This is a genomic window from Nakamurella lactea DSM 19367 (assembly GCF_000426645.1).
Taxonomy (GTDB): Bacteria; Actinomycetota; Actinomycetes; order Mycobacteriales; family Nakamurellaceae; genus Nakamurella; species Nakamurella lactea.
On the sequence record NZ_AUFT01000020.1, the window covers coordinates 19619 to 34583 of the forward strand.

Genomic DNA, 14965 nt, shown 5'->3' on the forward strand with positions numbered 1-14965 from the left:
GGGCCGTGCCCGCCGCCACCCGGCCCGGCTCGCGCAGCAATGAGGGCGGTGGGCCACCGGCCCACCGCCCTCATCGTTCCTGCGGGACTACTTCTTGATCAACACCCAGTTCTTGGTCACGGTGGCACCGGCCACGACCTTGATCGTCGCCGTCTGCGGCTTGAAGCCGTCCTTGGCCACGATCGCGGTCACCGGATTGTTCCGCTTGTCGATCCAGATGGCGTACGAGCCGTCAGCCTCGGTGGTGAGCGTGTAGCTCGCCGCCCAGCTGTCCAACTCGACGGTGGCACCAGGGACCGGCACCGGGGCGCCGGACTTGTCCGTTGAGGTCACCGTACCGGCGATCTTGCCCCAGGTGTTCGGCGGCTTGACCGTCATGTTGACCGCGATATTCGGCACCGAGTAAGGAGTATCAGTACCAAGGGTGACGGCCGCCGTGTAGACGCCCGGCTGGGCGATCGACGGATCGGCGGCATCGAGCACCACCGTCACCTGTGCGGACGCGCCCGGGGCCAGCGTCAACTCCGTCGGAGTCTCCGACAGCCACGGAACATCGGTGCTGCCGCCCTGGTCGTAGCCGGCCAGCAACTGCACCGTCGAGACCGGCGGCGCACCGCTCGGGCCGGGGTTGCCCCCCACTGCATAGAACCCGAGCGCACCGTTACCGCGGTACAGCGCGGAGTTCAGGTTCGGCAGCGGTGTCCAGGCGTCCGCGGCCGGATCGTAAGCGTAGCCGATGTTGGTGATCGCCGATGAGTTGGCCGTCACCCCACCGGACACCAACAGCTGACCGTTGGCCGCCACTGAGAACGACGCCCATAGATCGACCGGCAGGTCCGCAGCCGGCGACCAGGCGTCTGTCGCCGGGTCGTAGACGTAGGTCTTGGCGCTGGTCGCCGCGTCGGTGTTGCCACCGGCGCAGTAGATCTTTTCACCGATAGCGCCGCAGGCCTGCCAGGCGACAGCCTCCGGGTAGTTTGCGACGGACGACCAGGAATCGGCGGACGCGTCGTACACCTGCACATCGGTGGAGCCACAGGAACTGGTGGCGCAGCCACCGACCAGATACAGCTTGCCGCCGACCACCGCCCGGCCGGCCGCCGAGTGCGGCTTCGGATTCACCGCACCGAGCGACCAGGAATTGCCTGCCGGGTCGTACAGTTCCGTCTTGCCGTCCGGCGCTCCGGTCGGCCCCCAGCCACCGGTCCAGATGAACTGGTTGCCGATGAACGCACCCGCACCCGCTTCGCGCTTGTCGGTGGCCGAGGCCAACTTTTCCCAGCTCGCGCCCTGCGGGTCGTAGGCGTACAGATCGTTGGTGTCGTCCGATCCGTTGTAGCCGCCGACTGAGTAGACCTTCCCGTTGCCGAAGGCCGCGGAGCTGTCCATGATCGCCACCGGATAGTTGGCGACGTTCTGCCAGGCATCGGCGCTCGGGCCGACCTGGTTGGGGACAACAGCTTTCGCTCCCGAGGTCGCGACCCTGCCCAACTTCGCCGCACGTGCCTTCGCCGACCCGTTGAACACCGTCGTCTTGACGGTCTGGGCCGGTGCCCCGGTCCTGCTGGCCATCACGAAGCCGCCGGAACCTTCGCCGACCTTAACGGTCGCCGGCAACCCGCCGGTGTTGGTGACCGTCAACGCCTGCCGCTTGCTGCCGCCCCACCTGATCGTCTTATTGATCTCGGTGGGGGTGACGGCGATCTGCCCGGCCTTCAGCGTGAAGTCCTGTCGGGTGCTCAGGTTCGCCCGAACGTTTGGGCTGGCCTTCGCGTCGGCGTAGGCACTCTTGCCGGCCGTGAACGGCTGTGCGCCGGTGATAGTGGAGAACAGCCAGTAGTAGCCGTCACCGACCGCGGGGTCACCGGTCGGACCGGTGGTGGCGGTGATCGCCGGATCGGTGTCACTGGTCACCTTGGCGCCCTTGACGAACCCGTTGGTGTTGGCGTCGTTCACCACACCGGACAGCAGGCCGCCATGGGTCGGGACCGCCTTGCGGTTGCCGACAAAGACGTTGTCGACCTCCCAATAGTAGGCGAACGAGCCGGTGTAGTGGAACCGGACTTCGACGTTCGCGGTCTTCGCTGCGTCACCGAGTCCGACCTTCACGTGGCCGGATTGCGCCTTACTGTTGACGGTGAACACCTGCGACCAGGTGGTTCCACCGTCGGTGGACACCTCGACCGTGCCGTTGGACGTGGTAAACGGCCGGAAGTACGAGTCGAACTCCAGCGTAGGACCGGTCGCAGCCGAGAGGTCGTACCCCGGACTGTTCAGGTACGAATCCTGGTTCTTTCCCGAACCCGACGCGTCCGAATCGATGATCGCGAAACCGCCGTCTCCGCCGGTCAGATTGCCACGCTTCTTGATGTCGGTGAACGTCCATCCGGGATCCTTCAAGTCAGTCACCGACCAACCTGCCGGAGCTGATGTGCCGTCAAAGGTCTCGGTGCTGCCGGCTTCCTGGAAGGTGTAGCCCGTGACTGTGTCCAGCGAGGTGTCCACCTTCATCGACACGTTCACGCTGCGGTCGGCGCCGCCGACCTTCACCGACTTCGTCACCGGCAGGTAGCCCGGAACGACGGGGGTGAAGGTGAAGTCGTACGTCCCGCCCTGCGGCAGGTCGACGGCGTAGGTGCCGTCGTACGGGTCGGTGTAGATCGGCCCGCCCGGAGCACCGGAGATGGTGATCATCGAGTACAGCGGATAGCCATGACCCGAACCGTCCTTCACCTGACCGGTCACCGACCGGCTGGGCACCGTTGCCAGGGCAACATTGACGGCGATCGAGCCGCCGTCGGTCACCACGACACCGGTCTTGGTCACCGACTTGTAGCCGTAGGCGGAGAACGTCACCGAGTAGCTGCCCGGCTCGACACTGAGCGAGTAGGTGCCGTCATCGGCGGTGGTGGCGCTGCCCTTCTCGGCGATCTCCACCTTGACGCCGGCCAGCGGATCGCCGCTGGCCTTGTCGGTGACGGTTCCGGTGACCTCGCCGTGCGGACCACTACCGAATGCCGAGATGCCGTTCGGGGTACCGATTCCGGTCGGCCCGTCGAATCCGGCGCCGGCGGTGCACAGGTAGCTGGGGGTGCAGGTTCCGTTCATTCCGGCGGTGACGTCGAAGAAGGCGTCCTGCTTCGCGTACGGGTAGGCGTTCGGGTAGCTGTCGGCCGCCGGCTTACCGGCCAGCGCGTAGATGCCCGAGATGAGCGGGGCGGACAGACTGGTGCCGCCGTACTGTCCCCACTCTCCGCCGGCGTAGGTGTAGTACACCGACAGCCCGGTCTCCGGGTCGGCGACCGCGCTGACGTCGGCGACGGTGCGCTTGGCGCATCCGGTGTCCGGCTGGCCGGGAACCTTGTCGAAGACGATCGAGCATCCACTACCCGGGCCACCGTAGCTGTTGTGCCACACCGATTCCGTCCATCCGCGGCTGCTGGTGTCCTTCACCAGGCTGGTGCCGCCGACGGAGGTGACGTGATTGGACGAGGCCGGGAAGGAGACCCCGTAGTCGTCGTCGCCGGAGCTGGCGACGATGGCCACGCCCGGATGGTCGTAGTATTGCGCGTCCACCGGGAGCAGGGAATCGTCCTCACCGCTGCCGGGGGAACTGTCGTATCCGGTGCCGTAGCTGTTGTTCACTACTTCGGCGCCTTGGGCCACGGCCTGATTGACGGCCTCACCGAGATCGGTGAAGTTCGCCGAGTCGGCGACCACGAGCACGATGTTGGCGTTCGGTGCGACCGCAGTGATCGCGTCGACGTCCAGCGCGGCCTCACCGGCCCAACCGGCGTCGGCGGACGGGTAGTCGGTACCACCGCGCTGATCGACCTTCTTGAACTGGCCTTCGGCCAGTGGTGCCAGGCCGAACGTCTCCCGGTAGTGCGCCAGGTCGGCCTCGGCCGTCGGCGCGTCATAGGCAACGACAGCGGCGATGGTGCGCCCGGCGCCACCGTTGTCCGGCAGCTTGTAGGCGTCGCGGACGTCGGCCGGCGACAACCCGGTCGGCGCCGGCGACATCGGGACGAGCCCGTCGCGTTCCATCACCATGCCGAAGCAGCGGGCCTCGTTCTTGGCGACGGTGGTATCGCACAGTGCCTTCGCGGACTTCTTCGCCGGTCCGGTGGTGGCCACCGGAAGCGTTGCAGCGGCGGCACTCTCGGCCGCCGGGCCACCTCCGGGTGCTGCCACGGCCGCACCCGCGGGCGCGACGGCGATGGTGCTCACCGTCAACGCGAACGCCGCGGACGCTGCGGTGATCCACCGAGTTCGTCCGCGGCGTCGAATGCCGGCTTCTCTGTTCACTTCCGTGCTGCGATGCCAGAGGTTTCTCTGCATCGGTTCTCCCCTCACTCTCGCCTCCGCGCCCGACGCGCGACACGACCGGGTCCCGGTCGCCGACGATGTGCACAGGACTTTTCGCCCCGGAGTTAGGGGTGTCAATAGTTACCCAAGGCGATGAGAGATGCGTGGGAAATGTTCACCCGGTCGGGTCGAGGTCGATCACTCTGCGAACCGGTGACACGCCGGATGCCATTGCAACGCCATGTGTTTGCCTACCGGCGGGTAGTCGATGGGTGGCCCATCCCGGGAACCGGATGGGGTGACCCGGCGGGAACGACGAGTTACCGTCGGCAACTTTCGGCGGAGCGGTTGCCCCGGCACGACCCGGTTGCGCCTGAGTGGCTGTGGGATGGAGCAGGGCTGATCGGGTGGACGGCTGACCCATCTGCGCAGGGTTGCGTGAAGGGAAATCGTTGTCGGAATGTTGCTCCCGTGGCGCCCGAATTCGCGGTCTCCGGGTATAGCGAGAGGGCGGCTCCGGACCCCGGAACCGCCCTCTCGCCTTGCTGTCGACACCGGTCAGTCGGCGAACGCCCCGGCGATCACGGCCGCCTGCTCGACCTCGTGGACCCGGCTGGACCCGGCCGACGGTGCGGCCATCGCCCGACGGGACACCCGGCGCAGGCCGGCCAGTTCCGGCATCATCTCCGGCAGGGCCAGCGCCAGGAAGGTCCAGGCGCCCTGGTTCGCCGGCTCCTCCTGCACCCAGCGGACGTCGCTGACGCCCTCGTATGCGCCCAGGATGTGCGAGAGCTTGCGCCGGGGGACCGGGTACAGCTGCTCGAGCCGGACGATCGCGGTGTCGGTGATGCCCTGCTTGTGCCGGTAGGCGTCCAGCTCGTAGTAGAGCTTTCCCGACGTGAGCAGCACCCGACGGATTTTGGACGGGTCGGCATCGGTCGTGTCCGGCAGCACCGACTCGAACTTGCCCTCGGTGAAGTCCTCGACGGACGAGACCGCAGCCTTGTTGCGCAGCATGGACTTCGGGGTGAACACCACCATCGGCCGGTGCACACCGTCGAGCACGTGCCGGCGTACCAGGTGGAAGTAGTTCGCCGGGGTCGACGGCACCGCGACGGTCATCGAGCCCTCGGCGCACAGTTGCAGGAACCGCTCGATCCTGCCCGACGTGTGGTCGGGTCCCTGGCCCTCGTGCCCGTGCGGCAGCAGCAGCACTACCCCGGACTGCTGGCCCCACTTGGCTTCTCCGGACGAGAGGTACTCGTCGATCACCGACTGCGCACCGTTCACGAAGTCGCCGAACTGTGCCTCCCAGAGCACCAGCGCCTCGCGGTTGGCAACCGAATAGCCGTACTCGAAGCCGAGGGCCGCATACTCGGTGAGCGCCGAGTCGTAGACCAGGAACTTGCCCTGCTCGTCGGACACGTGTTGCAGCGGAATGTATTCGGCACCGGTATTGCGATCGATCAGCACCGAGTGACGTTGCACGAAGGTTCCCCGCCTGGTGTCCTGTCCGGACAATCGCACCAGCCGGCCGTTCATCGCGATCGAGCCGAGTGCCAGCAGTTCGCCGAACGCCCAGTCGATGCCGCCGCTGCGGGACATCTCCACCCGGCGGTCCAGCACCGTCTTGACCCGCGGGTGCGGGGTGAAGCCCTCGGGGAAGGCGAGGTGCGCATCGGCGATCCGCTGCACAACGGACGCGCTCACAGCGGTCTCGACCTTCGGCGGGATCGGCTGCTCCTCCTCGATGGTCGGGGAGGCGACGGCTACCGCCTTCTCCAGTTCCCTGACCTCGTTGAAGACCCGTTCCAACTGTTGGTGATAGTCGCGCAGCGCTTCCTCGGCGTCCTGCTCGGACAGATCGCCGCGGGCGATCAGTGCCTCGGTGTAGATCTTCCGCACGGAGCGCTTCCCGTCGATGATCTGGTACATCAACGGGTTCGTCATCGAGGGATCGTCACCCTCGTTGTGCCCGCGGCGGCGGTAGCAGATCAGGTCGATCACCACGTCCTGGCGGAACGTCTCGCGGTAGTCGACGGCCAGTTGCGCCGCCCAGACGGCCGCCTCCGGGTCGTCCCCGTTCACGTGCAGGATCGGCGCCTGGATCATCTTCGCCACGTCGGTGGAGTACTCGCTGGACCGTGAGTACTCCGGAGCGGTGGTGAAACCGACCTGGTTGTTGATGATCACGTGCACGGTGCCGCCGGTGCGATACCCGCGCAGCAGCGACAGGTTCAGCGTCTCGGCGACCACACCCTGACCGGCGAAGGCGGCGTCGCCGTGGATCATCAGCGGCATCACGGTGAAGCCGCCCTGGCCGCGGTTGAGCATGTCCTGCTTGGCCCTGACCACGCCCTCCAACACCGGGTCGACGACCTCCAGGTGCGACGGGTTGGCCACCAGCGACACGACCACCTCGTTGCCGCCGACCGGGTTCACGTATTTGCCCTCGGCGCCGAGGTGGTACTTCACGTCACCGGAGCCGTGTGCCTGGCCCGGATCCAAATTGCCCTCGAACTCGCGGAAGACCTGGGAGTACGGCTTGCCGACGATGTTCGCCAGCACGTTCAGCCGGCCACGGTGGGCCATCCCGATGACGATCTCGTCGAGGTCGTACTCGGCGCCCTTGCCCAGGATCGCGTCGAGCATCGCGATCACCGTCTCGCCGCCCTCCAGCGAGAAGCGCTTCTGGCCGATGTACTTGGTCTGCAGGAAGGTCTCGAACGCCTCGGCGGCGTTCAGTCGACCGAGGATGTATTTCTGTTGATCGACGGACGGCTTGCTGCGCGGTGTCTCCACCCGCTCCTGGACCCAGCGGCGCTGCACCGGATCCTGGATGTGCATGTACTCGACGCCGACGGTGCGGCAGTACGAGTCGCGCAACACGCCCAGCACGTTGCGCAGTTTCATGTACTGCTGGCCGTTGAACCCACCGACCGGGAACTCGCGCTCGAGGTCCCAGAGGGTGAGCCCGTGGCTCAGCACGTCCAGGTCCGGGTGCCGGCGCTGGCGGTAGTTCAGCGGGTCGGTGTCGGCCATCAGGTGCCCGCGGGTGCGGTAGGCGTCGATCAGCTCGAGCACCTTGGCCGTCTTGTCGACGTCACGGCCGGCTCCGGACCGGATGTCCTGCACCCAGCGGACCGGCTCGTAAGGCACCCGCAGCGAGGCGAACACCTCGTCGTAGAAGCCGTCCTCGCCCAGCAGCAGGCCATGGATGCGCTTGAGGAACTCGCCCGACTCGGCACCCTGGATGATCCGGTGGTCGTAGGTCGAAGTGAGCGTCATGATCTTGGAGACACCCAGCTCGGCGATGGTGCGCTCGCTGGCGCCGGCGAACTCGGCCGGGTACTCCATCGCGCCGACGCCGATGATCGCCCCCTGGCCGGACATCAGCCGCGGCACCGAGTGCACGGTGCCGATGCCGCCGGGGTTGGTCAGCGACATGGTGGTGCCGGCGTAGTCGTCGGCCGTCAGCTCGCCGCGACGCGCCTTGCCGACCACGGCCTCGTAGGCCGCCCAGAACTGGGTGAAGGTCATCGTCTCGCTGCCCTTGATGGGCAGCACGACCAGCGAACGCTGGCCGTTCTTGCCGGGCAGGTCGATGGCCAGCCCGAGGTTCAGGCGGGCCGGGGTGACGATCTGCGGCTTGCCGTCGGTCTCGGCGTAGTGCCGGTTCATGTTCGGGTAGTCGGCGGCGGCCTTGACGATCGCGTACCCGATCAGGTGGGTGAACGAGATCTTCCCCGCGCGGTTCCGCTTGAGGAAGTTGTTGATGACGATCCGGTTGTCGCTGATCAGCTTGGCCGGCACGGCCCGGACGCTGGTGGCGGTCGGAATCTCCAGCGAGGCCGTCATGTTCTTGGCGACCGCGGCCGCGATGCCCCGAATCGGTGCCCGGGTCTCGGTGGGCGCGGCCTTCGCGTCCTGCTCCGCCTTCTTGGCGACCTTGGCGTCGAAGGCGGCCTTCGCATCGTCCGGAGTGGCGGTGGTGCGCTTCGCCGGCGCGGCCGGCTGGGTCGCGGCCGTCTTCGGAGCGGTGGGGGCCGCGGCGGCCTTCGGCGCTGCGGCCTCCGGTGCTGCGGCCTCCGGTGCTGCAGCGGCGCCGCCGGCTGACGTGCCGGCCCGGTTCGGTGGCGGCGGTGGCGGCGGGGTGGCCTGACGGCCCGGGGCGCCGTTGCCGGCCACCGCGGCCGCGGCCGGCGGGTCCGCCGTCGCGGCCGGTTGATCTGCAGTCGGGGTGGACACCGGCGCGTCGCCGCCGTTCATATCCGCAAAGTAGTCGCGCCAGATCTGGTCAACGCTGTTCGGGTCGGCGAGGTACTCGCGGTACTTCTCCTCGACGAACCAGTCGTTGGGTCCGAATTCCGGCACTGTGGTCGACGACTGTGACGACACGGTCGCTCCTCGCCTGCTCTCTTGCTCTCCCGGCCCGCGGGGACCGATGGTTGAACTGTCACCCGACGGCTCCCAGGCTAGCCCTTTCGAGGGAATCTGTGGGCAGCGGCCCAGGCGGGTCGAGCCGGGGAAAATGCTCTGTTGACGAACGGTGACGCGAACCCCGTCCATGGCCCGCGATCTCAGGGAGTTCCCCGATGCGGCGGGCGGCCCCGAACGGCAGGGTGGGTGCCATGACTGACCATCCGTTTCGCTTCGGAATCGTCGGCGGGCAACTCGAACCGGCCGAGGCCATCGTCGCCACTGCCAGAGGGTTGGAGAGTCGGGGCTACGACATCCTGCTGATCCCGGACACCCTGCGAACCGTTGCCCCAGGCATCGGCTGTGCGGTCGCCGCCGCCGGGACCTCGACGCTGCGGGTCGGCACGCACGTCCTCTCGGCGCCGAACCGTACCCCCGGACTGGTGGCGGTCGAGACCGTCAGTCTGCACGCCGTCAGCGGCGGGCGGTTCGAACTGGGCATCGGCGCCGGCCGTCCGGGAGCGGACCGCGACGCCGCGGCGTTGGGCATGCCGTTCGGCTCGGCGGCGGAGCGGATCGGCCGGCTGGAGCAGACCATCGAGGCGGTCCGCGAACAGGCACCCGAGGTGCCGATCATGGTGGCGGCGCGCGGGCCGAAAATGCTCGCGATCGCCGCCAGGACGGCCGACGCGGTGACGATGGGCGTGCCGCCGGCGACCGGGCCGGACGGCCTGGCCGCGGTGGTGCGGACCCTGCGGGAGCAGGCGGGCGAGCGGATCGATCAGATCGAATTGGCCCAGAACCTGCTGGCAGTCGGCGACGAGGTCCCGCCATGGGTACTGCAGTACGCCGGCACGGATCTGGCCGGGCTCAGATCGGTGGGCTCCGTTGCCCTGTTGTCCGGCACGCCGGTCGAGATGGCGGCCGTGCTGCGCCGCCGACGGGACGAGCTGGGCATCTCCTACTTCTCGACCAGCCTGGCCTTCGCCGACGCGCTGGCGCCGGTGGTGGAGTTGCTCGCCGGGACCTGACCGGTCGGCCGGTGGCAGGATCTGCCTGATGGACAACCGGATCGTCGTCGTCGGCGGCGGGCACAACGGCCTGGTCGCGGCGATCTTGGCCGCCGATGCCGGCTACCGGGTGACGCTGTTGGAACGCAGCGACCACGTCGGTGGCGCCTCGATCGGCTCGGCAGTGTTCGCCGGCCACGACGTGCGGCTCTCCCGCTACTCCTACCTGGTGTCGTTGTTCCCGGACGAGTTGGCCAGGCGGCTGGGCATCGAGCTGGCGCTGAAGTCGCGGCCGGTGTCCTCCTACACCCCGGTCGAGCGCTCGGGCCGGCCGACCGGCCTGCTGGTCGAGCGGACCCCTGGCGCCGCCACCGAGGAGTCGTTCCGGGCGGTCACCGGCTCGCACTCCGAGTTCGCCGCCTGGCAGCAGCTGTACGGCGGATTGGCCGCGATGGCCGCGGTCCTGGCCCCGGCCCTGACCGGGCCGTTGCGGCGCCGGTCGGAGGTTCGTGAACTGGTCACCGCGGCCGCCGGCGGCCAGCTCTGGGATGACGTATTCGCCGCCCCGATCGGCGAGATGATCACTCGCCGGTTCACCGACGACACCGTCCGCGGGGTGGTGGCGACCGACGCACTGATCGGTACCCACACCTCATTGTTCGACGAGAGCCTGTTGGCGAACCGGTGTTTTCTCTACCACCTGATCGGTCGCGGGACCGGGGAGTGGTTGCTGCCGGTCGGCGGGATGGGGGCGGTCGCCGACGCACTGGAGGCCAGGGCGCGGGAGGTGGACGTCGACATCCGCTGCGGGGTAGAGGTTGTCGAGGTCGACGAGAGGCCGGGCGCGGTGACGGTGATCGGTCGCGACGGCGATGGCAACGCGGTGCAGGCGACCGGCTCGCGGCTGCTCGCAGCGGTCGCGCCGGCGGTGATCGACGGCTGGCTCGGCCGGTCGGCCGAACCGGTCGTCGGTGCCCAGCTGAAGATCAACCTGCTGCTGACGCGGTTGCCCGCCTTGGCCTCCGGTGTGGATCCGGCGACCGCTTTCGCCGGAACCACCCATCTGCGCGAGGGCTTCGACGAACTGGAGATCGCCTATCGAGCTTCGGCAGCAGGCACCATCCCGGACCCGCTGCCGAGCGAGGTGTACTGCCACTCCGTCACCGATCCGTCGATCATCGGACCCGGCGAGGCACCCGGTACCGCGACCCTGACGCTGTTCGGTCTGCACGCGCCGGTCGATCTGTTCCGGGCCGATCCGGCGGCGGCGAAGCAGCAGGCGGCGGCGAGTGCGCTGGCCGCGCTGCAGCAGTACCTGGCAGAACCGCTGGAGGAGTGCGTGGCGGTCGACACCAACGGGCAGCCCTGCATCGAGGTGGCATCGCCGCTCGACGTGCAGGGGAGCGTCGGGATGCCGGGCGGCAACATCTTCCACGGCGACCTGTCCTGGCCCTTCGCCGCCGATGACGAGGACCTCGACTCGCCGGCCCGTCGGTACGGGGTCGAGGTGCCGGGGAGCGAGCGGATCCTGTTGGCAGGCGCCGGATCCCGCCGCGGCGGCGGCGTCTCCGGGCTCGGCGGCGCTGCCGCGGTCGACGCGTTGTTGGCCACCACCCGCCCGTAGCGTGGTTGTCCCGCCCCGCCCGTAGCGTGGTTGTCCCGCCCCGCCCGTAGCGTGGTTGTCCCGCCCCAGCCGTAGCGTGGTTGTCCCGCCCCGCCCGTAGCGTGGTTGTCCCGCCAGTGTGGAGTGTTTCAGCCTTGGCTGATGTGTCCGTCGACGTCAACGACCAGTGGCATCGGCTCGGTGACGCGATCCCTGCCGTTGATCCGGGAGACACCGATCGCGCGGTACCTTCCCGGGTTGAGGCGCGGGTTCGATCCTGGTGCATGCGCGCGCCGTCGGCGGCAGAAACCCATCCACTGGGGGGCGGCAGGCCGCTCATCCCCGCGCCGTGCTGCCAAACGACGACATCTTCTCCTGTCGTCTCGCCCGTGTCGTACACCCGGTGGGCGTCGACGTCCGACAGCGACTCACATTTCAGCCCGACGATGCCGCGCTGCAGCTCGAACCAGCCGAGTAGTTGGGTGCGTTCGTCGGCGTCGAAGGCTGGGCGGTGGCGTTCGCTGGTCATGGCGGCAGGCCAATTGGCGAGCGGCCGGACGTCAGGGGAGTTCGTCGGTCGGCTGCGTCAGCCCAGGCCGAGCTCCTTGGTGCTCTGCTCCCTCATCTCCACCTTGCGGATCTTGCCGGAGATCGTCATCGGGAACTCGTCGACAATCTGCACGTACTTCGGGATCTTGTACCGGGCGAGCTTGCCGGTGGCGAACTCGACAACCGCGGCGGCGGTCAGAGGTGTTGCCCCGTCACGCATCTGGATCCAGGCGCAGAGTTCCTCGCCGTAGACCTGGTCAGGAACGCCGATCACCTGGGCGTCCTTGATATCCGGGTGGGTGTAGAGGAACTCCTCGATCTCCCTCGGATAGATGTTCTCGCCGCCGCGAATCACCATGTCCTTGATCCGACCGGTGATCTGCACGTAGCCGTCGTCGGCCATCACCGCCAGGTCGCCCGTCCGCATCCAGCCGTCGACCAGCACTTCGTCGGTCTTGTCCTGCTGCTCCCAGTAGCCGAGCATCACCGAGTAGCCCTTGGTGCAGAACTCGCCGGTGACCCCGCGCGGCACCGTCTGGCCCGACACCGGGTCGATGATCTTGATCTCCAGGTGCGGTCCGACCCGGCCGACGGTGTTCACCTTGTGCTCGAAGGTGTCGTCGGTGCGGGTCTGCATGGACACCGGGGAGGTTTCCGTCATCCCGTAGGCGATGGTCATCTCGTCGATGCCGGCCGCCATCACCTTCTTCATCACCTCGGCCGGACAGGGCGAGCCGGCCATGATTCCGGTCCGCACACTCGACAGGTCGTAGGCCGCGAAGTCGGCCAACGCCCACTCGGCGATGAACATCGTCGGCACGCCGTACAGCGACGTGCACTTCTCGACAGAGGTAGCCCGCAGGGTGGCCGCGGGATCGAATGCGGGTGCCGGGATCACCATCGCCGCGCCGTGACTGGTGGCCGCGAGGTTCGCCATCACCATGCCGAAGCAGTGGTAGAAGGGCACCGGAATGCAGATCCGGTCGGCCTCGGTATAGCGGCAGATTTCGCCGACCAGGAAGCCGTTGTTCAGGATGTTGCGGTGCGAGAGAGTGGCGCCCTTGGGAAAGCCGGTGGTGCCGGAGGTGTACTGGATGTTGATCGCATCGGTTGGCGACAACTGCGACTGGATGGCGGCTACCTGCTCGTCTGTTGCCTGATCGGCCTTGTCCAGCAACGCATCCCAGCTGTCGCAGGCGATCAGTACCACCTCCCGCAGGGCGGTGCACTCGCCACGGACGTCCTCGATCATCGCCGCGTAGCTGCTGGTCTTGAAACTCTCGGCGGCGACCAGGTAGCTGATACCGGCCTGTCGGAGGACGAACGCGAGTTCGTGGGTGCGGTACGCCGGGTTGATCGTCACCAGGATCGCGCCGATCTTGGCCGATGCGTACTGCACCAGGGTCCACTCGGCGTAGTTCGGCGACCAGATGCCGATCCGGTCGCCGCGCCGCAGACCGGTGGCCAGCAGCGCCCTGGCCAATGCTGCCACCCGCTCGCCGAACTCGGCGTAGGTCCAACGGATGCCGCGCTGCACGTCGATCAGCGCGTCCCGGTGCCCGAACGCGGCGATGGTCGCGTCGAGGTTGTCCGGAATCGTTTGCTCGATCAGCGGCGGCGTGTCCTCGCCCTTGGCCCAGGACAGTGCGGCATCAACGGACTGTGCGGCCTGCGGACCTTCGGCCATCGTCGGCTCCCTTCGCCCGGCAGCCGTCGAGCGAGGCTGCCTGTTCTGCAGGATTCCAGCATGTCCCGTCCGGGCGTCGGACGCAGCCCGGGATGCGTCACCGGCGGACCGGCGGAGCACAATCGCCGGGTGAGCCTCGAGCAGAATCCCCCCAGCCACTCCCTGTCGACCCGCGCAGTGCACACCGCGGCACCTGCCGACGTGCAGGGCAGGCCGGTGTCGGTACCGATCTACCAGACCACGGTGTACGCACACGACGATCCGGCGCTGCTCACCGACTCGCTGGACAATCCGCGCGGCGCGTTCGGCTATTCCCGGATGGCGAACCCGACGGTCCGGGCACTGGAGAACGCGGTGGCCGGGCTGGAGGGTGCGGTCGGCGCGGTGGCGACTGCCTCCGGGATGGCGGCGATTCACACGGCACTGGGCGCCAACCTGCGGGCCGGTGGCCATCTGGTGGTGCAGGATTCGATCTACGGCGGCACCACCGGCCTGCTCAACGACCTGGCCGCGCGGTGGGACATCCGGATCAGTCAGGTACCGGGCGACGACCCGGTAGCGCTGGCCGCAGCGCTGACTCCGGACACCGCGGCGGTCTACCTGGAGACCATCTCCAACCCGGTGACCTCGGTCGCCGACGTCGCCGGAATGTCCGCGGTGGCCCGGGAACGCGGCGTGTTGACGGTGGTGGACAACACCTTTGCCTCGCCGGTGCTGTGCCGGCCGCTGCAGCTGGGCGCCGACATCGTGCTGCACTCGGCCACGAAGTACCTGGGCGGGCACTCCGACGTGACCGCCGGCCTGGTCTGCTACGCCGCTGACGACGCCTTCGTCGCCGGCTGGAAGTACGCGGTGGCGACCGGTCCGACGATGGATCCGTTCGGCGCCTGGCTGGTGATCCGTGGCCTGCAGACCCTGGCGCTGCGGGTGGCGGCGGCCACCGACAACGCCGTGGAACTGGCCGCCCGGTTGGCCGGGCACCCCGGCGTCGGTCGGGTGCACCATCCGTCCCGGCCCGATCACCCGCAGCACGCGCTGGCCGAACGGATGCTGGACGGCCCGGGCCCGATGCTTGCCTTCGATGTGACGGCCGGTCGGCAGGCGGCGATGGAGGTGCTCGGCCGGCTCCGTCTGCTGCAGAACGCGCCCTCCCTCGGCGGGGTGGAAACCCTTGCCATGCACCCGGCTTCGACATCGCACCGGCACTATGACGCCGCGGCGCTCGAGCAGGCCGGCATCACCGACGGGACCATCCGGATCTCCACCGGCGTCGAGGATGTCGAGGATCTGTGGGCCGACCTGAGCCAGGCGCTGACCCCAGCCAGGTAGCGGAATGTTGAAATGACACGCCGTGAGGTTCGCGCTACCTGTTGAACGTTCCGCTACCTC

General features: G+C 68.3%; 6 protein-coding genes. 3 read left to right on the plus strand and 3 right to left on the minus strand.

Annotation, left to right across the window (positions count from 1 at the left end; genetic code table 11):
- Window positions 1-87: 87 nt before the first annotated feature.
- Both K340_RS31395 and K340_RS0118540 read right to left on the minus strand, forming a co-directional pair.
- The gene (locus K340_RS31395; protein WP_211229531.1) at window positions 88-4194 is read right to left on the minus strand and encodes a carboxypeptidase regulatory-like domain-containing protein; all 4107 of its coding nucleotides are present in this window, start codon (window positions 4192-4194) and stop codon (window positions 88-90) included.
- 672 nt (window positions 4195-4866) lie between these two features.
- On the minus strand, window positions 4867-8706 hold the full coding sequence (locus tag K340_RS0118540; RefSeq protein ID WP_029137804.1) for a multifunctional oxoglutarate decarboxylase/oxoglutarate dehydrogenase thiamine pyrophosphate-binding subunit/dihydrolipoyllysine-residue succinyltransferase subunit: 3840 nt from the start codon (window positions 8704-8706) through the stop codon (window positions 4867-4869).
- Window positions 8707-8939: 233 nt separating this feature from the next.
- Here K340_RS0118540 and K340_RS0118545 point away from each other — a divergent pair, with 233 nt between their 5' ends.
- Together K340_RS0118545 and K340_RS0118550 are read left to right on the plus strand one after the other, a co-directional pair.
- Window positions 8940-9758 (plus strand): LLM class flavin-dependent oxidoreductase, encoded by an 819-nt coding sequence (locus K340_RS0118545; RefSeq protein WP_029137805.1) that lies wholly within the window; start codon window positions 8940-8942, stop codon window positions 9756-9758.
- 28 nt (window positions 9759-9786) lie between these two features.
- The gene (locus K340_RS0118550) at window positions 9787-11361 is read left to right on the plus strand and encodes a phytoene desaturase family protein (RefSeq protein WP_029137806.1); all 1575 of its coding nucleotides are present in this window, start codon (window positions 9787-9789) and stop codon (window positions 11359-11361) included.
- A gap of 565 nt (window positions 11362-11926) precedes the next feature.
- Here the strand turns inward: K340_RS0118550 and K340_RS0118555 are convergent.
- On the minus strand, window positions 11927-13576 hold the full coding sequence (locus tag K340_RS0118555) for an AMP-binding protein (protein WP_051266813.1): 1650 nt from the start codon (window positions 13574-13576) through the stop codon (window positions 11927-11929).
- Between the two features lie 129 nt (window positions 13577-13705).
- Between K340_RS0118555 and K340_RS0118560 the strand changes: the two genes are divergently transcribed.
- Window positions 13706-14905 (plus strand): trans-sulfuration enzyme family protein, encoded by a 1200-nt coding sequence (locus K340_RS0118560; RefSeq protein WP_211229532.1) that lies wholly within the window; start codon window positions 13706-13708, stop codon window positions 14903-14905.
- Window positions 14906-14965 lie beyond the last annotated feature (60 nt).

What these genes read in the sequence shown, in the direction of transcription:
- K340_RS0118550 (WP_029137806.1), top strand. Translation starts at nt 9,787, where the DNA reads ATGGACAACCGGATCGTCGTCGTCGGCGGCGGGCACAACGGCCTGGTC.
- K340_RS0118545 (WP_029137805.1), top strand. Translation starts at nt 8,940, where the DNA reads ATGACTGACCATCCGTTTCGCTTCGGAATCGTCGGCGGGCAACTCGAA.
- K340_RS0118555 (WP_051266813.1), bottom strand. Translation starts at nt 13,576, where the DNA reads ATGGCCGAAGGTCCGCAGGCCGCACAGTCCGTTGATGCCGCACTGTCC.